The sequence below is a fragment of the Anaerolineales bacterium genome, from assembly GCA_037382465.1.
Taxonomy (GTDB): domain Bacteria; phylum Chloroflexota; class Anaerolineae; order Anaerolineales; family E44-bin32; genus WVZH01.
Map to the genome: position 1 here is coordinate 1 of JARRPX010000032.1, position 17613 is coordinate 17613.

General features: G+C 61.5%; 19 protein-coding genes. 1 reads left to right on the forward strand and 18 read right to left on the reverse strand.

All coding sequences use genetic code 11. From position 1 onward, the window contains the following. Positions 1–554: 554 nt before the first annotated feature. The gene (locus P8Z34_09575; GenBank protein ID MEJ2550919.1) at positions 555–1520 is read left to right on the forward strand and encodes an integron integrase; all 966 of its coding nucleotides are present in this window, start codon (positions 555–557) and stop codon (positions 1518–1520) included. An 84-nt stretch (positions 1521–1604) separates the two neighbouring features. On the opposite strand, the gene P8Z34_09580 is transcribed toward P8Z34_09575, so the two are convergent. From P8Z34_09580 to cofE, 18 genes are all read right to left on the reverse strand, one after another. Beyond that, positions 1605–1829 (reverse strand): hypothetical protein, encoded by a 225-nt coding sequence (locus P8Z34_09580; GenBank protein ID MEJ2550920.1) that lies wholly within the window; start codon positions 1827–1829, stop codon positions 1605–1607. Between the two features lie 27 nt (positions 1830–1856). After that, the gene (locus tag P8Z34_09585; GenBank protein ID MEJ2550921.1) at positions 1857–2558 is read right to left on the reverse strand and encodes a SprT family zinc-dependent metalloprotease; all 702 of its coding nucleotides are present in this window, start codon (positions 2556–2558) and stop codon (positions 1857–1859) included. 9 nt (positions 2559–2567) lie between these two features. Further along, on the reverse strand, positions 2568–3173 hold the full coding sequence (locus tag P8Z34_09590) for a nucleotidyltransferase family protein (protein MEJ2550922.1): 606 nt from the start codon (positions 3171–3173) through the stop codon (positions 2568–2570). Beyond that, positions 3170–3775 (reverse strand): nucleotidyltransferase family protein, encoded by a 606-nt coding sequence (locus tag P8Z34_09595; GenBank protein MEJ2550923.1) that lies wholly within the window; start codon positions 3773–3775, stop codon positions 3170–3172. Before P8Z34_09595 ends, P8Z34_09590 begins: the two co-directional genes overlap by 4 nt. Positions 3776–3804: 29 nt before the next feature. Continuing rightward, on the reverse strand, positions 3805–6027 hold the full coding sequence (locus P8Z34_09600) for a xanthine dehydrogenase family protein molybdopterin-binding subunit (protein MEJ2550924.1): 2223 nt from the start codon (positions 6025–6027) through the stop codon (positions 3805–3807). A 114-nt stretch (positions 6028–6141) separates the two neighbouring features. Further along, positions 6142–6507, reverse strand: coding sequence for a hypothetical protein (locus P8Z34_09605; protein MEJ2550925.1), 366 nt, complete (start codon positions 6505–6507; stop codon positions 6142–6144). Positions 6508–6562: 55 nt separating this feature from the next. Next, on the reverse strand, positions 6563–7987 hold the full coding sequence (locus P8Z34_09610) for an FAD binding domain-containing protein (GenBank protein MEJ2550926.1): 1425 nt from the start codon (positions 7985–7987) through the stop codon (positions 6563–6565). A gap of 39 nt (positions 7988–8026) precedes the next feature. Beyond that, entirely contained in the window at positions 8027–8845 is an 819-nt protein-coding gene (locus P8Z34_09615; GenBank protein ID MEJ2550927.1) for an XdhC family protein, read from the reverse strand. Positions 8846–8873: 28 nt separating this feature from the next. Continuing rightward, a complete protein-coding gene (locus tag P8Z34_09620; GenBank protein MEJ2550928.1) occupies positions 8874–11876 on the reverse strand; it encodes a molybdopterin-dependent oxidoreductase in 3003 nt (1000 codons plus the stop codon). Beyond that, positions 11876–12334, reverse strand: a complete 459-nt coding sequence (locus P8Z34_09625) for a hypothetical protein (protein ID MEJ2550929.1) — start codon at positions 12332–12334, stop codon at positions 11876–11878. The genes P8Z34_09620 and P8Z34_09625 overlap by 1 nt, the downstream gene beginning before the upstream one ends. Positions 12335–12345: 11 nt before the next feature. After that, the gene (locus P8Z34_09630; protein MEJ2550930.1) at positions 12346–12654 is read right to left on the reverse strand and encodes an FAD binding domain-containing protein; all 309 of its coding nucleotides are present in this window, start codon (positions 12652–12654) and stop codon (positions 12346–12348) included. Between the two features lie 27 nt (positions 12655–12681). Then, entirely contained in the window at positions 12682–13173 is a 492-nt protein-coding gene (locus tag P8Z34_09635) for a PaaI family thioesterase (protein MEJ2550931.1), read from the reverse strand. A 40-nt stretch (positions 13174–13213) separates the two neighbouring features. Further along, positions 13214–14218, reverse strand: a complete 1005-nt coding sequence (locus P8Z34_09640) for an LLM class flavin-dependent oxidoreductase (GenBank protein MEJ2550932.1) — start codon at positions 14216–14218, stop codon at positions 13214–13216. Next, positions 14215–14847 (reverse strand): 2-phospho-L-lactate guanylyltransferase, encoded by a 633-nt coding sequence (gene cofC, locus P8Z34_09645; protein ID MEJ2550933.1) that lies wholly within the window; start codon positions 14845–14847, stop codon positions 14215–14217. Before cofC ends, P8Z34_09640 begins: the two co-directional genes overlap by 4 nt. Further along, positions 14844–15797 (reverse strand): 2-phospho-L-lactate transferase, encoded by a 954-nt coding sequence (cofD, locus tag P8Z34_09650; GenBank protein ID MEJ2550934.1) that lies wholly within the window; start codon positions 15795–15797, stop codon positions 14844–14846. The genes cofC and cofD overlap by 4 nt, the downstream gene beginning before the upstream one ends. After that, positions 15788–16396, reverse strand: a complete 609-nt coding sequence (locus P8Z34_09655) for a nitroreductase family protein (GenBank protein ID MEJ2550935.1) — start codon at positions 16394–16396, stop codon at positions 15788–15790. Before P8Z34_09655 ends, cofD begins: the two co-directional genes overlap by 10 nt. Positions 16397–16398: 2 nt before the next feature. Beyond that, positions 16399–16800 (reverse strand): PPOX class F420-dependent oxidoreductase, encoded by a 402-nt coding sequence (locus P8Z34_09660; GenBank protein MEJ2550936.1) that lies wholly within the window; start codon positions 16798–16800, stop codon positions 16399–16401. Between the two features lie 44 nt (positions 16801–16844). Then, positions 16845–17606 (reverse strand): coenzyme F420-0:L-glutamate ligase, encoded by a 762-nt coding sequence (gene cofE, locus P8Z34_09665; protein ID MEJ2550937.1) that lies wholly within the window; start codon positions 17604–17606, stop codon positions 16845–16847. Between the last annotated feature and the right edge of the window lie 7 nt (positions 17607–17613).

Sequence of the window (17613 nt, forward strand, 5' to 3'; positions counted from 1 at the left end):
CTAACGGCTTTGAGCTGAGCTGCCGGGGTTCGCGCCAACTCTTGCCCTTCTCTTTTCCCTATTGATCATCATAGCATGCAAATCGCGCTGCATCCCCGGTCTGCTCCAGCGAATGGTTATTCGAAGACCATGCCCCCAAAATCACACTCCAACAAATCTCCCGCTCACATCTGCGCGTAGGGAAAGATACGACCAGCACGACCTTCGGAGCCCGCTGCTACGATATGCGGACTGTCTGGATTCCGTAATGGATAAAAATCAATCCCAATCAAGAATAAAAGAACCCCGGTAAATCTGCAACTTCGCGCACAAAAGAAAATGCAATATTTATCAGCGGGCGACGAAGGAACGAATAACTATTATTACCCTTTAAACCCGCCTCCGTAACTGCCGTTTTCAGGTCACTCGCGGGCGGATACGCGCTGGTATTCGATATTTATCTGGCTATGAGTATAATTGGATTGATAATCAATCCCCATGGCTTGTTATCTGTCCTTCAACGCTTTGTAGCATAGACCAGATTCAGCCGGGGGACAACCAACAGGGGGATAGTCATGGACAACAAACCTTCGCGTTTGCTCGATCAGATGCGCCTCGCACTGCGCCGTAAACACTACTCGCAATCCACCGAACGCAGTTACGTCAATTGGGTCCGCCGCTTCATCCTCTTCCACGGCAAACGCCACCCGCGTACCTTGGACACGCCGGAAGTGGAAGTGTTCCTCACCCACCTGGCCGCTCGTGCCAAGGTGGCCGCCTCCACCCAGAATCAAGCCCTCAATGCCCTGCTCTTCCTTTATAATCAGGTGCTCCACAAGCCGCTCACCGAGCCGATCCACGCCCTGCGCGCCAAACGCCGCAAACCTGTGCCCGTGGTACTGAGCCAGAAGGAAGTCCGCCGGCTGCTGGACGGCATGCAGGGGCAGAATCAGCTCATCGCCCAATTGCTCTATGGCAGCGGGCTGCGCATCTCCGAATGCCTGCGCCTGCGCGTGAAGGATCTCGATTTCGATCAGAATCAGATCTTCGTGCACGACGGAAAAGGAGCCAAGGATCGCGTAACCATGCTGCCGCTCGCATTGATCCAACCTCTTCACCGTCACCTGCGGCACGTCCGCGCCGTACACAAACGCGATCTACGCAAAGGTATGGGAAACGTCTATATGCCCCACGCTCTCGAGCGCAAGTACCCCTACGTTGCCCGCGAGTGGATCTGGCAGTGGGTTTTTCCCTCCCGAAGTCTCTCTACTGACCCTCGCAGCGGCCGACTCCGCCGGCATCACCGCTCACCCAGCGCGCTCCGCCGCGCCATCCGTGAAGCAGCCAGGATCGCCGCAATCCAGAAGCACGTCACTCCTCACACCTTGCGCCACAGTTTCGCCACCCACCTGCTCGAAAAGGGCTACGACATCCGTACCGTGCAGGAGCTGCTCGGGCATAAAGACGTGAAGACGACCATGATCTATACCCATGTACTCAAGCGAGGCGGGCTCGCCGTTCGCAGCCCACTCGACTCCTAAGGATGAATGTCGCCGTGTTGTTTAAAGAGCTTTAAAATCCCTTAAAACCAGCTTGATATACCCTCTGCAGTATGAAATGGGTCTTCATTCGCATCCCCCAGCCTGTTCCACAGCCAGGCCGCTTCCATCACATTTCAAACAGTCCGACACCCCCAGATGCGCCCGCTCGATTTGACCCGTTCCCCGGCAGGCGGAACAATTGCCGGTCACCTCCTCGTAGCACGCCTCGCAGTACCCTTCGAGCGGCAGCGGCTGGCCCTCGACGAAGAACAGCCTCCGCCCACAGCGCTTACATTCCCGCCACACCATGCGTGCTCCTAAATGCGCGGTCCAACCTCACCCCTCCACCCAGCCCGGAACGTACTTCCATGCCTTCCGCAGCTCTTTTCGCTTCGATGCATATTCCGGTTCGTGCTGCGCGACCAGCGCCCAGTACTTCTTCGAATGGTTCAGATACACCGTGTGACACAGTTCGTGCAGCATCACGTAGTGCACCAGGTCTTCGGACAGGAAAAGCAGCTTCAAATTCAAATTGACGTTCTTCTGCTCGGAACAACTGCCCCAGCGCGTACGCTGTGACTTGATGAATATGCGCCTGATCTCGAAACCGTTTTCCTCGGCCAGATGCCGCAGCCAGGGCTTGAGATGCCGGTGCGCCTTGCGCCGCAGCCATTTTCGCAATGCGGCATGCACCGCATCCGAATCGCCCTTGCCGTCATGGACTTTCAGGTGATTGCCCGGACACTCGACCAATTTCACGGACGCAGCATCCGCATACTCGACCCGCCAGACCTCTCCGATGCTGCGCAGTTCGAGGCGCTCGGGCCAGGCGCTTTGCGGTGCGAGTTCGCGCTGCGCCTCGATTTCCCTGGCGACCTTCTCGATCCAACCCCGCTTCTGGGTCAGCAAATCGGGGATGCGCTTGCGGTCGTAGCCCCTGGGCACGACCACCACCAATCCGTCGCGCAGCGACATCTGCAGCCGGGCGTGTTTGGCTCGCCGGCTCACGCGCACGCGGTATTCGCGCTCAATCGACAATTCCAATCCTTATCTATACGCCCCCTGGCCGCCTTTTGCCTCTTCATAGTCCGCCGGCGTGTCGATGTCCTTCAACACACCGGCGTCTTTGGTCTCCATGTACTCGATCCACTCGCTGCGCCGGTGCATGTAATCACGCAGCGTCTCGCCGGCCTCCAGCGCCAGTATCTCCGGCCACAACACCCGCGCCAACAACACTGGATGCCCCCGGCGCCGTTCGAAACTCGGCGCCAGAATCCGGCTGCGTCTCCGTTCCCAGGTTTGCCGTAAACCACGCACGGTTTCGGCCTGCAAGAAAGGTAAGTCGCCGGGACAGATAAACGCGGCCTCGAACGCTTCGTCCTCGAGGGCGCCCAGTCCTGCCTGAATCGAACCCAACATTTCGCTGGATGCATAATCGGGGTTGAAAACCGGTTGGATCTTTTCCGGATCGAGCGTACGCTCGACGGCCTGCCGATCTCCTCCCGTCACCACGATCACCGGTGCAGCAGCGGCCGCCACGAACGTGTTTGCCAGCGCGGCGATCAACGAGCCTTCGCCGCGCCAGGGCAGCGCCAGCTTCGGCGATCCCATGCGCCTGGATTCTCCTGCCGCCAATAAAACGGCAGCGATCATCCCTCGCCTCGCAAGCGCTCCCAATCTTCTTCGTTATCGATGTCCTGCAAAGCTGAATCGTCCCAATCGACCCACTCGGTAAACAACGAACCGATCAGCTTGCGCCCGCCTCGATCCCCCTCCACGGCGTCCAATTCCGGGTAGGTCGCCCGCGTGAAAAGCACGGGGTTTCCGCGCCTTCCCTTCGCCCGCGGCGCGACGATGGCGGCATGGCTTTCCCGATGCGCACTCACCAGGGCGCGTATCAGTTTCGCATCCACTAATGGCATGTCGGATAGCAGCATCACCACCGCTTCAGCCGCATCCCGCACCGCATCCAGGCCGGCCTGCATCGACGAGCTTTGCCCACTTGCCCAATCGGGATTGTGCACGAATTCGACGGGCTCTCCCGCCAGCGCCGCCCGAACGTCGTCCGCATCTGCGCCCGTCACCACGACCACCGGTTCCAGGCCGCCTTCCAACGCCGCTCGGACCGCATGCCAGACCAATGCCTTTCCCTTCCAGTGCAAGAGCTGCTTCGGTTCGGGGAAACGCTCCGAATCGCCCGCGGCCAGGACGATTCCCGCGACCGTGGAACCATGTCTCTGCTTCTTTTCACCCATCACGCCCTCCCCGGATTCCTCCACCGGCTTTATTCTTTCCCGGACCATGCCTTGAGTACGCGTTCCGGCGTAAATGGGAATTCGTCGATCCATATGCCGAGCGCATCCCTGATCGCCGCTGCAATCGCAGGCGCCAAAGGAATGTAAGGCATTTCTCCCATGCCGCGTGCACCCCATGGGCCGATCGGATCGGGATGCTCCAGCACGACGGCCGAGATCCGCTCGGGGATATCCATCACCGTGGGGATCAAATACGTCGAAAGCAGTCCGGTCTGTACGTAGCCACCTTCTTGCTGGAAATCTTCCAGTAGCGCGTAGCCGCTGGCCTGCACGATGGCGCCTTCGATCTGGCCGTGAACGCCCTGCGGGTTCACGGCTTGCCCCACGTCGTCGGCGCAGATCACCTCCAACAAATGCACTTTGCCGGTATCCGTGTCCACTTCCACACGGGCGATTTCCGCCACGTACCCGTAGGCGAAATTCGGCTCGGATTTGCCGGTCTGCGGATCGAAGGGCGTCGTCGCCGGCGGGCGGTATTCATACGTCGCCACCGCAGGGCGTTCCTCGCCGTGCCACTTTTCCAGCGCCGCCGCCACTGCGCCGCGAATCGAGTTGCCCGACATGAAGGTCATGCGTGAGGCCGAAGCCGAACCCGAATCGTCGGAGGTCGCCGTGTCGGATGCCACCAGACGTACCTTGTCGATGGAGACGCCGGCCGCCTCCGCCGCCATCTGCGTCATGACGGTATGCGACCCCTGCCCGACGTCCGCCCCGGCGTGGCGCAGCACCAATTCCTCGATCTCACCTGCACCGTGCAGCTCCACCGTCGCCGTGCACAGTTCGGGCGCGCCAAACGAGAAGCCCACGTTCTTGAACCCACAGGCAAATCCAACCCCACGGCGAAGATGCGCCTTACCATCCTCTACTTCCTCGCCGTCTGCTTTCCTCTTCCAACCCTGCTTCGTCTGCCGCCAACCGCCCTTTTGCGCGCAGGCGGCCAACACCTTGTCCATGCTGACGCCTTCGGGCAGCGGCGTCCCCGACGACAGCAGGGAGCCTTCCCGGAAAATATTGTGCTCGCGGATTTCGACGGGATCCATGCCCAATGCTTCTGCCAGCTTGTTCATCTGCCCTTCGGCGGCGAAGGCGCCCTGCGGCCCGCCAAATCCGCGGAACGCGCCGCCCGGAATGTGATTCGTGTACACCGCATAGGCGTCCACTTTCACGTTGGGGATTTCGTACGGCCCGGTGCACATCAAGGTGGCGTTCCCCAGTACCTTCGTCGAGGTGTAGGCGTAGGCGCCGCCGTCCTGGATCACATCGACTTCCGCCGCCAGAATTTTCCCTTCGCGGCTTGCACCCCATCTGGCGCGCAAGACGAATGGATGCCGCTTGTGGTGCCCGAGAATCGACTCCTCACGTGACCAGATGATCTTCACCGGACGGTCGATGCCGCGCTGGTGCAGGCGGTACGCCGCCAGGGCGAGCACGATCTGCACCGACATGTCCTCGCGCCCGCCGAACGCCCCGCCGATGGCGGGATAGATGACCCGGATGCGATCCTTGGGAAGGTCGAGTGCATGGGCGATTTGCGCCTGGTCCTCGTGGGTCCATTGGCCGGCAACCTCGACCGTAATGCGCCCCTCTTCATCGATGTAGCCCAGACCGGCCTCGGGCTGCAGAAAAGCGTGCTCCTGCGCAGGTGTGCGGTATTCCCCCTCGACGACGACGTCCGCCGCTTCGAATCCCTTCTTCACGTCTCCTTTGCGGATGCGGTAGTGGCAGAAGACGTTGTTCTCCCGATCCGGATGCAGCAGCACGTCGTTCGATTTCCACGCCTGCAGGACGTCCGTGAGAACCGGCAGATCTTCATATTCAACTTCGATGCGCTTCACGGCTTCCGCCGCGATCGCCTCGCTTTCCGCCACCACCAGCGCCACCTGATCGCCGACGAAACGTACCCGGTCGGCGTACGGTTTCGAAGAGCCGGGTCCGCAGAGCACCGGTTGGTCGGGCATGATCAGGCCGTACTCGTTGACGGGGACATCTTTCGCCGTTAGCACGGCGAGTACGCCGGAAAGTGCTTCGGCGGCCGATGTATCCACGCTGCGCACCACGGCGTGCGGTCTGCCCGCGAAAAGGATCTTCATGTATGCCTGATCGGGACGGTCGATATCACCGGGAAATTGGGTTTCTCCCGTCACTTTCCCCCGTGCGTCGATTTTGGGTACGGATGTTCCAATCAATGACATGTACACGCCTTAAAACGATTTTCGCGCCGGCCTCGAACCTCGGCTGATGAGATACTTCCGGTCTGTTCACTCGCTGCGCGATCCAATCGATAACCTAAAATCGTGATGACGAATTTACCTCCGCTTCTTAGCGCCGGATCTCCTTTTCGGCAGCGGGGCATCGGTCTCGCCCATTTTCTTCGGAAACATCACCGCCCAGATGATGCTCAGAATCGAGTAGCACAACATCATGAAAAGCAGGGAAACCACGATTTGTACGAGGGCGCCGTCCGGCAGGAACGTTGCGAAAGAGGGGCGTAATGCGTCTGCCGGCAGATAAACCAAACCCGAGCGGATAAACCAGCCGGAGAAGACATAGGCAGCCGCCCCTAAAATCGCAATGATGATGCAGCCGACTCCCCGCAAGACCGGATTTCCGCGCTTCTTCTTTTCGCGTTCCTCATAGAATTTTCGATCCGACCACATACTTCCACGACCCATAGCAACCTCCTGAATTTACGTTGAAATTCGCCTTACCGGAAAGCGGTCCTTCGATTCACCCCTCTGAATCGTGAGCCGCTTTGTCGATGGCAGAAACGATCATCGAATAACCCGTGCAGCGGCACAGATTGCCCGTAATCGATTGCACGATTTCTGCTCGCGTGGGGTGCGGCCGCTCCTCCAGAAGCTTGACGCCCGACATGATAAAACCGGGCGTGCAGTACCCGCACTGTACGGCGCCCTCGTCGATGAAAGACTGCTGAACCGGATGCAGTTCATCACCCCGGGCGATTCCCTCGATGGTAACGATCTCCGCCCCATGGGCGCGCGGCGCGGGAACCAGACAGGCCATCACGGCGACGCCGTCGAGAAACACCGTACACGCGCCGCACTCTCCTTCCGCGCAGCCCTCTTTCGTGCCGGTGAGCTTCCCTTCCTCACGCAGCAGCCGCAGCAAGGTTTTGTCCTGGCCCGAAGTAAAGCGGCAGGCTTTTCCGTTAATCGTCGTTTCGATGGGCGTTCCCGCCTGATGCTCAGTAGATGCCGCGAGCCGGGACGCAGCCGGCATCTCGCTGCTGCCCCAGAGCATGACGGGACGTTCGGGATAATCCCGTCGTTCTCGATCGTGAGCCAGATCGCGCAGGGCACGCTTGACGCAAATCCGCACCATCTTCTCACGGTAATCCGCCGAACCACGCAGGTCGTCGATCGGCGCCGCGGCCCCAGCGGCGAGTCGCCCCGCCTCCTCGATGACGGCGTCCGAGAGTTCCTTCCCCGCCAAATACGACTCCGCCTCGGCTGCGTGGATCACGGTCGGTGCGACCGAGCCGAGGCTAATCGCCGCACGTGATATTTTCGACTCGTCGATTTCCAGCAGGACCGCTGCGTTGACCACGGATATCGCCTGCGCCCTGCGCAGCGCCAGTTTCTGAAACGTGCTGCGCATATTCGTCGACGGCGCAGGGAAGGCGATGTCCACGATCATCTCGTCTTCGGCCAACACCGTCTTGCGCACACCGGTGTAGAAATCCTCGAGCTTCACCTTGCGCTCTGCGGAACGCGAACGCAGGGTCAATTGCGCATCCAGGGCCAGCAGCGGCGGGATCGAATCGTTGGCCGGAGAAGCCGTGACCAGATTGCCGGCGATCGTTCCCCGGTTGCGGATCTGCGGCGCGCCGACCTGCCAGCAGGCCTGCGCCAGCGCGAAGGCGCGCTCGACGATCAGTTCCGACCCGGCACACTGATTGTGCGTCACCAATGGACCCAGGTGAATCCAGCCCTGCTCATCGAGCCGGATTTCATCCAGCCCCTCGAGCCGGCTAACGTCGATCAGCGCCGTGACGTCCGGCCGCTGGCCGCGCTCCATTTCCAGCAGTAGATCGGTCCCTCCGGCAACGATGCGCGCCGTTCCGGCGTGTTCGGCCAACAATTCCAGAACATCTTCGATCGTGTTGGGTGTAAAGTAGCGGTCCCACATCATCCCGTTCGTGCCTCATTACTTTCCGAAACAGTATGCTCGTTATGTTTCCGATTCTCTCACAGATTGCGGCGTGTGCGCCATCCGCTCGCCGCTTCCGCCGCCCCGCAGCATGATGATCTGCGCCAGGATGCTCACGGCAATTTCCTCCGGCGTTTCGGCGTTCAGTTCAAGCCCGATCGGAGAGACCACCCGCTGCAGTATTTCCGCCGGGATACCACTCTCCGTCAATTGCTGCGCCGTCGTTTCCCAGCGCCGCCTCGACCCGATCACGCCGATGAACGCCGCAGGCGTGTCCAGTAGACCGGGCAGCGCCTGCACATCGACGTCGACGCCCCGCGTCGTCAATACCACGTAGGTATCCGGGTGGATTTCCGCGGCATCCGCGAAACCCTGCGGTCCGCTGTGGATATATTCGTGCGCTTCGGGTACGGCTTCGGGAGTGGCATACTCCGCACGATCGTCGACGACCACCACCCGGAATCCCAGCCATGTCGCCAGATGGGCGACGGCCTTGCCGACGTGGCCGCCGCCGACGATAACCAGTTTCGGACTCGGGTTGACTGCTTCCATGAACACTTCCATTTCCCCACCGCACACGCCTACGTCCCCATCCTGCGGATCGACGAAGGAATAGGTGTGAATGCGGGGCTTTCCGTTCTTGAATACCTGCTGTGCCTCCTCGATCACGAGCGCTTCCATCTCACCGCCGCCGATCGTTCCTTCCCGTGTGCCGTCAGCCAATACCAGCATTTTCGCCCCTTCACGGCGGGGCACAGAGCCGCGCGTGCGGACCACGGTTGCCAAAACGGCAACACCACCGTCACGTTCCAGCGCAGCCAGACGCTCGTACAATCCCATCGCAGATTACCTCATTCTCCGGGCCGGCTCAGGGTTGCTTCCCGCGCAACGCCCGCCACAGGCGTTCCGGCGTGATCGGAATTTCCGTCAAGTCCGCACCGCAGGCATCCATGACGGCGTTGCCCACCGCGGGCGCCACGCCGTCCATGGGAATCTCGGCCACCGCTTTTACCCCGAAGGGATGCGAAGGCTCGAAGGTCTCCACGAATATCGTCTCCAATTCCGGCATCTCGTGCGCGGCGAAAATATGATAGTCACTGAAATTGGTTTCCCTGGCTTGGCCTTCTTCGTCGTACAGCATCTCCTCGCAAACAGCGTACCCCAGGGCCTGCGTCATACCGCCTTCGATCTGTCCGGAAGCGGTAAGAGGGTTCACGATCACACCCGAATCCACCGCCATGACCAGCTTGTCGACTGTCAGCTGCCCCGTTTCCACGTCTACGGTCACCTCCGCGAACTGCGCCGCAAAGGGCGGCGGCGCCACGGGGGACATGAAGGAAGCCACACCCATGATTTGTTCCTGGTCCTCGTGGTGCAGGGCGTTCAGTGCCACCTCGCCGAGCGTGATGGTTCGTCCGTCCGGCGCCCAGGCGCAGCCATCCGCCAGATGGATTTGCTCCGCGCTCACGGCCTCACCCCACTCGCTCAACATGCGTGCCGCCCGAATCGTAATGCGCTGCGCCACGTCCCGAGCCGCGCGCACGACCGCGCCGCCCGATATGTAGGTCGTGCTGGAGGCATACGCGCCCTTGTCGAATGGCGTGAAATCGGTGTCCGAAGAATAGACCACGATGTCGTCCACGCGGACTCCCAGCACCTCCGCAGCCTGCTGCGCCAGAACCGTGTCCGCACCGGTGCCCAGATCGGTGGCGCCGACCAAAAGGTTGAACGAGCCGTCGTCGTTGAGCTTGATGCTCGCCCCGCCCATGTCGAGATAGGGGATCGCCGTGCCCTGCATCACCAGCGCCACACCGATCCCGCGGCGCAAATGGGGTGCGCCGGGAATCTGGTGCCAATCGCGATTGCCGAATTTCGCATCCCATCCGGCGGCCGCCTTGCCTTGCTGCACGCACTCCTCCAGGCCGCAGGTGCTGATCGTCTCCGGGCGCGGCTCGCGCCCCTCCGACCAGGCCGTGCTGAATGGATGCAGTTCCCCCTCTCGCAGGGTGTTCTTCAACCGGAAGCTTAGCGGTTCCAAATTCAATGCCTGCGCAACACGCTCCATATGGCGTTCGACCGGCCAGAAACCCTGCGGCACGCCGTAGCCGCGATAGGCGCCGGAAGATGGGCGGTTGGTGTACACGATATCGGCATAGAAACGAATATTCGGCGACTTGCGGTATTCGCCGTCTCCCACGTAGAGCGCCATCGCCTTGTGGCCCGTGTTGCCCGTCACGGTCAGGGCGTGGCAGCCGTACGCCCCGGTGTCGCTCAGGGCGTACATCTCGTTGGCCGTGATCGTGCCGTCGCGCTTGACCCCCGTTTTCATGCGGATGCGCATGGGATGGCGGGAACGCGAGGCCTGGAACTCTTCGGCGCGCGTGGTTTCGAAGCGCACCGGACGGCCGGTCGCGATGGTCAGATGCGCCGCGACGTCCTCGATCTGCACTTCCTGCTTCCCACCGAAACCGCCGCCGATGCGCGGCTTGATCACCCGGATGCGTTTGATGGGCAATCCCAGTACGGGCGCGAGCTGCCGCCGTACGTGAAAGGGAACCTGCGTACTGGTGCGGATCACCAGGCGATCGTTTTCGTCCCAATAGGTGACCACGGCGTGCGGTTCGATGTGCGCCTGCTGCACCTTGGGCACCTCGTATTCGCCTTCGATGATCTCGTCGGCCTCCGCGAAACCTTTCTCCACGTCGCCGATGTCGATGCGGATTTCGGCCGCCAGATTGCGCGTGGGGTCCGAATCGGCGAAATTGACATATTCGGGTTCGTCGTGAATCTGTACCGCACCCTCGTCCATGGCGTGGGAGTAATCCAATATTGCCGGCAGCGGTTCGTATTCCACTTCGATGAACTCGAGCGCCTCTTCCGCGATCGCCTCACTTTCAGCCGCCACGAAAGCGACGCGGTCGCCCACGTAGCGCACCTTGTTGTCCAGCGAGAAGGTATCCAGCGGACCCGGAATGGGATCGGATTGGCCGGCCGTTGAAAAGACCACACGCGGGATGTCTTCCCAGGTCAGCACTGCGGCGACTCCGGGCAAAGCGCGCGCCCGGCTGGCGTCGATGCGTTTGATGCGCGCATGCGCATACGGGCTTCGCAGCACCTTGGCGAACAGCATACCCCGCATTTCGAAATCCAGGGTGAAGGCTGGTTTGCCCTGTGCCAATTTCGCCGCGTCCACTTTGGGAACGGGTTTGCCAACCGCTCGCAGCGGAGATTCCTGCGTGGTAACCAGAATCCGCGGCATCACAGACGTGCGCGTCAGCACATCGGAGCCGCCGGGCTCCGTTTCTCCCACTTCCGGGCCCGGTTCGCTTGGCGGCCGCAATTCTCGCGGCGCAGGAATTGGCGCTTCCAACGGCTCCACAGAGTCCCCGCGCAGGATCGCTGCGGCACGCAGCACGGCCTGCACCGGCTTCAAATATCCCGTGCAGCGGCAGAGCACGCCCGACAAGGCCTCGCGCACCTGCACTTCCGTGGGCTGCGGCTCTTTTTCGAGCAGGGCGTGCGCGGCCAGGATCATCGCTGGCGTACAGTAGCCGCATTGAATCGCGCCCGTGTCGATGAAGGCCTGCTGGATGCGATCGAGGCCGCGGGACTGGCGCCATCCCGGATCGGGACGCTCGCCGAGTCCTTCGATCGTCACAACCTGACGACCCTCCACCTGCGGGGCGAGCATCACGCAGGTGTTGCGCGGTTCGCCGTCGATCAACACCGCACAGGCGCCGCATTCGCCGCTCTCGCAGCCATGTTTGACGCCGAACATCCCCAACCGTTCGCGCAGCACCTCGAGCAGCGTTTCCCTGCCCTCGATGTCCAGTTCGACCGGCATGCCGTTGAGCGTGAAATGAATCTGCATCACGTACCCCCGTTGGCGAGAATGCGCCTGACCAGCACGCCGGCGACCGCGGTCCGGTATTCCGCGCTGGCCCAGGCATCCTGCGCCGTCTCGAGCAGCGAAGCTGCAGCTTGGGCCACTGAATCGAGCGACTCACCTGCTGCGGCTTTCTTCTCCGCTTCCACTGCCCGCTGGGGGAATTCACCGAAACCCCCGATCGCGATCGTCGCGGAGGATTTGAAGCGTGCCGCGGCCACACAGACGATCGGACGATCGACGGGCGATCGTGCAACCTGTTCGTACTCGAGCGTGAGAGGTAATTCAAAATGCGCTCCGGTGATGAGATCGTGGATCGAAGCCGCATTCCGCTCGTGTAGAAAATCCACCAGGGAAATGCTTTTCGAGTCCGGCTCGAGCGTGACCTCTGCGTCCAACGCAAGCAGCACGGTCAACAGCGGTGAGCGCCCGTCCGCAGCCATGATCGTCCCGCTCACCGCTGTTGACCGTGCTGCTTGCGTTGGACGCAGAGGTCACGCTCGAGCCGGCAGGCCGATCGCAGCGCATCGGGGAGCGGCGGTACGCTCTCCAGGATCGCCTGCAGACTCACGCCTGCTTCTATGCTGGCGGCGCCTTTTTCGATCTTTAAATCCGTCAAGCCCAGATCCCGCAGATCGATCGCCGCGCCAATGTGCCTGCGCGCCGTGCTCACCCGCGTGCCGCCGGCCAGCGGCACGCCGCGCTCCAGCAGCGAGACGGCTTCCTCGATCGTTTTCGGCCGTAAATATTCGAACGTACCCATCTCCTCACCCCTCACTGCGAAACCCGCCTAGTCGGGATAGACCTTCCAACCCAGCGCTTCCAGGTCCTCTTCCCGCAAGGTATCGTCCCACAAATCCGCCAGGGCGCCGTCTGCATCGGCGCCGATGCTGCCGTCGGGAAGCCGCAGTTCTGCATGCGCGAAGGCATACCGCCCGCGCCGTTTGAGCACCTTCCCGTGCAGGGTCAGAACCTCTCCGATCGGTACCGGTTTGCGGTAGTGCACCTCCATCTTTGCGGTGACCCGAAAGTGATTGTGATCGCCGACCATCGCCGCGCGTCCCAATACTTCATCCAGCATGGCGGCGGTGATGCCCCCATGCACGACGCCGGGGTAGCCTTGATACTGCTCCGGGATACTCACCATGGCGGTCACCTCATCAGGTCCGACCTCATAGAAACGCAGCCCCAGGCCGTATTCGTTTTCCAAACCGCACACGAAACAATGCCGTGAATTGGGCTGCTTGCGCTCCTGTTTCTGTGTCTGGGCGTTCGTTGTCATTGGGATCATTCCTCGATGAATTTGGTTTGGGAGAATACGATCACGAAGATGGACTGAAGGTGTCGACGAGCAGCGTCACGTCGCCGCCCACAGGATACAGGATTGGGTACGTGGCGCCGTTGTCGAGGTACTCCTGCACCTTGGCGCGCGCCTGCTCCGGCGTGCCCGAGGCGGTGATCCGCCGCACCAGTTCGTCCGGCACGAGATGCTTGGCGCTCTGGATCTGCTCTTGGGTCGCCGGCCAGCCCAGTATGGATTGGATTTCCGCGACCACGTCCGGAGAGACGCCGCTCGCCTTGGCAATGTGCGGCTGCTGCGCCAGATACTGGGTCAACAGCTCCCGGCTCGTGTCCAGCGCTTTCTCTTCGTCCGCATCGACCGAGCATACGATCAACTGCGGTCGATCGAGATCGTCGATCGACCGGCCGGCCTTCCTGGCACCCGCCGCCAGATGTTCCAGGGCCTGATGGTTGTAATCCGGCGGCACGCAGTAATTCAACACCACGCCGTCGGCGATTTCCCCGCTCAGCTCCAGCATCTTGGGCCCGGTGGCGCCGATGTAGATCGGCACATTCCGCGGTTCGCGCCGCCCGTGAACCACGTCGAGTTCGATACCCTCCACGTGGTGGAACTCGCCGTGAAAAGTCACGCGTTCCATGTTCAACAGGCGCCGCAGCACCTCGACCGTCTCGCGCATGGCCAACAAAGGTTTGCGGCGTTCGATGCCCACGTTTTTCGCCAGCGGATCCCACCAGGCGCCGATGCCGCAGATGATGCGTCCGGGCGCGAGATCGTCCAGCGTCAGGAAGGTCGCCGCCAGCAAACCGATGTTGCGCGTCCAGTTGTTGATCACACCGGAGCCGATCTTGATGCACTCCGTGACCGCGGCGTACGCCGCCATCGGCACGATCGCGTCCCGCACCAGGCGCGATTCGGCTTGCCACACGGCGTAAAAACCGCGCTGCTCCGCATATCGCACGTAGTCGAGTCCCTCGCGTAAATCGTGCGCATCCTGTAAATAGAGAGCAGCCCGTGAAGCGCTCATGTCGATTCCTCCGCCTCGATCTGTACTTTCTGGGATCGCCATTCCTGCAGGATTTCGAGGTCCTCCGGCACGTCCAGATCCAATTCGAGAGACGGCAGTTCACAAACGACGACCTTCGCTCCCGCCTGCTTCGCTCTCTGCTGATGCCGCGAGAAACTGTCCGGACCGAAATCGTACTCGATCAATCCCGGCGGAGACATCAAGAGTGCGTTGGTGCCCGTGCCGTGGCGGTCCGGTGCGATGACGACCACCGGCGGCTTCTTCGCCGCGGCGATCAGCGTCTCGACGTCTTCCGGACTGAGAAGCGGCAGGTCCGCCGGAACGACCAGCACCGAGCTCACACCGTAGCCGCGCGCCAGGATCGTCGCCCGTACCAGGGCGGTATTCAACTGCGGCGCGCCGCGCTCCGAAACCGTCCGGGCGCCATGTTCTCGGGCCAGCGCCAGGGCGCGTGAATCCCGGCTGATCACCAGCATACGATCCACCTGGGGAACATCCTTCAACACTTCCAACGTATGAATCATCAAATCCTGACTTAACACGGCCCGCTCATCACGGTTGAGCACCTCGGCGAGTCTGGATTTCGCCCGGCGCAGCGGCTTGACAGGCACGATCGCCCATAACGTCATGATTTCACCGCCATCAACACCTCTTTCGATACGTATTCGATAAGCTCTCCAGCCAAACGGATCCGATCCTCTCGATCCTGCATGACGATGTTCGCCGCCCGGGCTCGAATTCCCAGTCCGTCGATTGCGGAGACGAACTCGGCGTCCTTGCCATCCACGAAAAACACCGTCAGTAAATCCTCGTAATGCTTCGCCACGGTCAGCGCCGAGGGTTCGTGGCCCAATTCGGCGTACATCTTCGCCGCCGGTCCTTTGATCGCCCGGCTGTCCACGATGGGCGACACTCCGATCACGGGTTTCCCGGCAACCGCCGTGCGTATGCCGGGAACGGCGAGGATCGGATCGAGACTCACCCAGGGGTTGGAAGGACAGAAGATAATGCAATCCGCTCCCTGTATGGCTTCCAGCACATCCGGCGCCGGCTGCGCTCGTTCGATTCCTCGGAACTGAAATCCGCTTACCTTTGGCTCACAGCGCCGGGCCACGAAGTATTCCTGAAAAGGAAGTTCGCCTTCTTCGGTCGACACCAGCGTACGTACCGGATCGTCGGACATCGGCAGCACACGCACGGCAACGCCCAGGCGCTTGCAGATCCCGGCGCAGACCGCGCTCAAACGCTCGCCGCTCTGTAGCAAGCGCGTACGCTCGAGATGCAGCGCCAGGTCCCGGTCACCCAATCGAAACCACGCCGGTCCGCCCAGTTGCTCGATCGTTTCCAAGACGGTCCAGGTTTCGTCTGCGCGTCCCCAACCCGTTGTAGGATTCGCCAGACCGGCCAGCGTGTAGGTGATCGTGTCCACATCCGGGCAAATCGTCAAGCCAAAATGCTCGAAATCGTCGCCGGTGTTGACCACCACATTCAGGTTTTCGGCAGGCAGCAGCGCCGCCAACCCGTCGACGAGTTTTGCGCCGCCGACGCCGCCTGCCAGAGCCGTGATCTTCAACGCCACAGCGAGACTGCCTCCAGCGGCATCCGTTCCCTGCTTCGTCCCTGCTCCGCCGCATACCCCAGCAGGATCAACCCCTGTGGTTCCCAGGTTTTCGGCAAGTCGAGCGACCGGCGAGCCGCATCGGGTGCAAACAGTGGCGCGCACAACCAGCAGGCTCCCAGACCTTCAGCATGCGCCGCGAGCAGGATGTTCATCCCTGCCATGGCCGCACTCTGCACGGCCATCATATGTTCGGCGTTCGTTCGCGCTTCATCGGGATAGACGTCCATCGCTTCCATGGTCAAGCATACCACTACAACCACCGCCGCCGATGTAATCCGTTGGTAGGATCGAGCAGCATCCGCATCGATCGCCTCCGCAGCGTCGCCATCCGCCCGGCGCGCCGCGCACAGCGCTTGGCCCATCTCCCCGGCGAGCGCTTGCTTTTCCGATTCGCCTGAAAGGACGGCGAACCGCCAGGGCTGCCGATTGTGCGCCGACGGCGCCTGACAGGCGGCTTCGATCAAGCGCTGCACGAGTTCGACCGGAACTGTTCTATCCGTGAAACGCCGGATCGAACGCCGGCTGCGAAGCAGCGCATAGAAATCACTTTTCTCCACGATCATCCCATCGTGCTGGTGGATTCGATCTGAAGGCAGTACTTCACCCGCTCTTCACCCCGGTAATTTTCATATTTCGGCTTGCCCGTGTATTTCTCGGCCAGTCGATCGATGTGCTTCCGGGCTTCTTCGCCCGTGATCTCCCGTACGCTGCCGCGTATTTGCACGTAGCGGTAAGGGTCACGCGGATCGACGATCACGATCGCCACTTCGGGTCTGGCCGACAGATTGCGCTCTTTCACCCGGCCGCGGGCCGTATTGAAACACAGCGAATCCCCGTCCATGTCGAACCACACCGGCGTGGCCTGCGGACTGCCGTCCGGCATGGTCGTCGCCACGACGGCGAAGGCCCGCGTTTCATCACGCAGTAGATCGGAATGGGATTTCGGGATAGAAACTGACATCGTACCTCCAAACAAAACGAATCAACGATTCACATACCTATATTCTATCGGAATAAATCCTCTTCCTCCGGGCGCAAGATCTCGTCAAGCGATCCGTCTCGCAGTGGATAGGGCAGCCCGCGAACGTGAACGACAGGCCGTCCTTCATCCGCCTGCCCCATCATGATCGACGCCGCAGCGGCGAGCTCGTCCGCGAGGCCCACCTCCGTGTTCTGCAGATTCCTGTCGAACAAATCCGGCCGTCCGCGCAGATCCAACAGAGCCGGAAACCCGGCCACGCCGATGGCCGTCCCTACCGTCCCCAGACGCCAGGCTCGTCCGTGCGAGTCGATGATCAGGACGCCGACGTCGCATCCCGAAGCCTGCCGCAAACTCCGGCGGATCGCGCGGGCAGATGCATCCGGATCGACGGGGAGCGCCAGTACCCATTCCCCCGTTTCGCCGCCGACGTTGGAATGATCCAACCCGGCGTTGGCGCAGATGAAGCCCAAACGATGCTCGACGATGATCAACCCGGGCCGCATGCGCAGGATTTTTCGACTTTCGCCGAGCAGCACCTCCACCTCGCGGGCGTCCTTTCGACTCTCCCGGGCGAGTCGCTGCGCCTGCGCGGAGGGCGTCACCGATCTCAGATCCCGCAAGCGGCCTTCCGCTTTGGACACTACCTTCTGACCGATCACGATGACGTCGTTGTCCTGCAGACTGAGACCGGCACGATCCAAACCTTCCAGGATTAGAATCGCCAAATCATCACCCGGTTCGACCAAAGGGAATCCGGGTAGCGGTGTGAGGACCAGTTGTTTCATGCGGAAC

What these genes read in the sequence shown, in the direction of transcription:
- P8Z34_09635 (MEJ2550931.1), bottom strand. Translation starts at nt 13,173, where the DNA reads ATGACAACGAACGCCCAGACACAGAAACAGGAGCGCAAGCAGCCCAAT.
- P8Z34_09615 (MEJ2550927.1), bottom strand. Translation starts at nt 8,845, where the DNA reads ATGGGATTGTACGAGCGTCTGGCTGCGCTGGAACGTGACGGTGGTGTT.
- P8Z34_09640 (MEJ2550932.1), bottom strand. Translation starts at nt 14,218, where the DNA reads ATGAGCGCTTCACGGGCTGCTCTCTATTTACAGGATGCGCACGATTTA.
- P8Z34_09620 (MEJ2550928.1), bottom strand. Translation starts at nt 11,876, where the DNA reads ATGCAGATTCATTTCACGCTCAACGGCATGCCGGTCGAACTGGACATC.
- P8Z34_09590 (MEJ2550922.1), bottom strand. Translation starts at nt 3,173, where the DNA reads ATGATCGCTGCCGTTTTATTGGCGGCAGGAGAATCCAGGCGCATGGGA.
- P8Z34_09625 (MEJ2550929.1), bottom strand. Translation starts at nt 12,334, where the DNA reads ATGGCTGCGGACGGGCGCTCACCGCTGTTGACCGTGCTGCTTGCGTTG.
- P8Z34_09580 (MEJ2550920.1), bottom strand. Translation starts at nt 1,829, where the DNA reads ATGGTGTGGCGGGAATGTAAGCGCTGTGGGCGGAGGCTGTTCTTCGTC.
- P8Z34_09600 (MEJ2550924.1), bottom strand. Translation starts at nt 6,027, where the DNA reads ATGTCATTGATTGGAACATCCGTACCCAAAATCGACGCACGGGGGAAA.
- P8Z34_09605 (MEJ2550925.1), bottom strand. Translation starts at nt 6,507, where the DNA reads ATGGGTCGTGGAAGTATGTGGTCGGATCGAAAATTCTATGAGGAACGC.
- P8Z34_09660 (MEJ2550936.1), bottom strand. Translation starts at nt 16,800, where the DNA reads ATGTCAGTTTCTATCCCGAAATCCCATTCCGATCTACTGCGTGATGAA.
- cofE (MEJ2550937.1), bottom strand. Translation starts at nt 17,606, where the DNA reads ATGAAACAACTGGTCCTCACACCGCTACCCGGATTCCCTTTGGTCGAA.
- cofC (MEJ2550933.1), bottom strand. Translation starts at nt 14,847, where the DNA reads ATGACGTTATGGGCGATCGTGCCTGTCAAGCCGCTGCGCCGGGCGAAA.
- P8Z34_09595 (MEJ2550923.1), bottom strand. Translation starts at nt 3,775, where the DNA reads ATGGGTGAAAAGAAGCAGAGACATGGTTCCACGGTCGCGGGAATCGTC.
- P8Z34_09630 (MEJ2550930.1), bottom strand. Translation starts at nt 12,654, where the DNA reads ATGGGTACGTTCGAATATTTACGGCCGAAAACGATCGAGGAAGCCGTC.
- P8Z34_09575 (MEJ2550919.1), top strand. Translation starts at nt 555, where the DNA reads ATGGACAACAAACCTTCGCGTTTGCTCGATCAGATGCGCCTCGCACTG.
- P8Z34_09610 (MEJ2550926.1), bottom strand. Translation starts at nt 7,987, where the DNA reads ATGATGTGGGACCGCTACTTTACACCCAACACGATCGAAGATGTTCTG.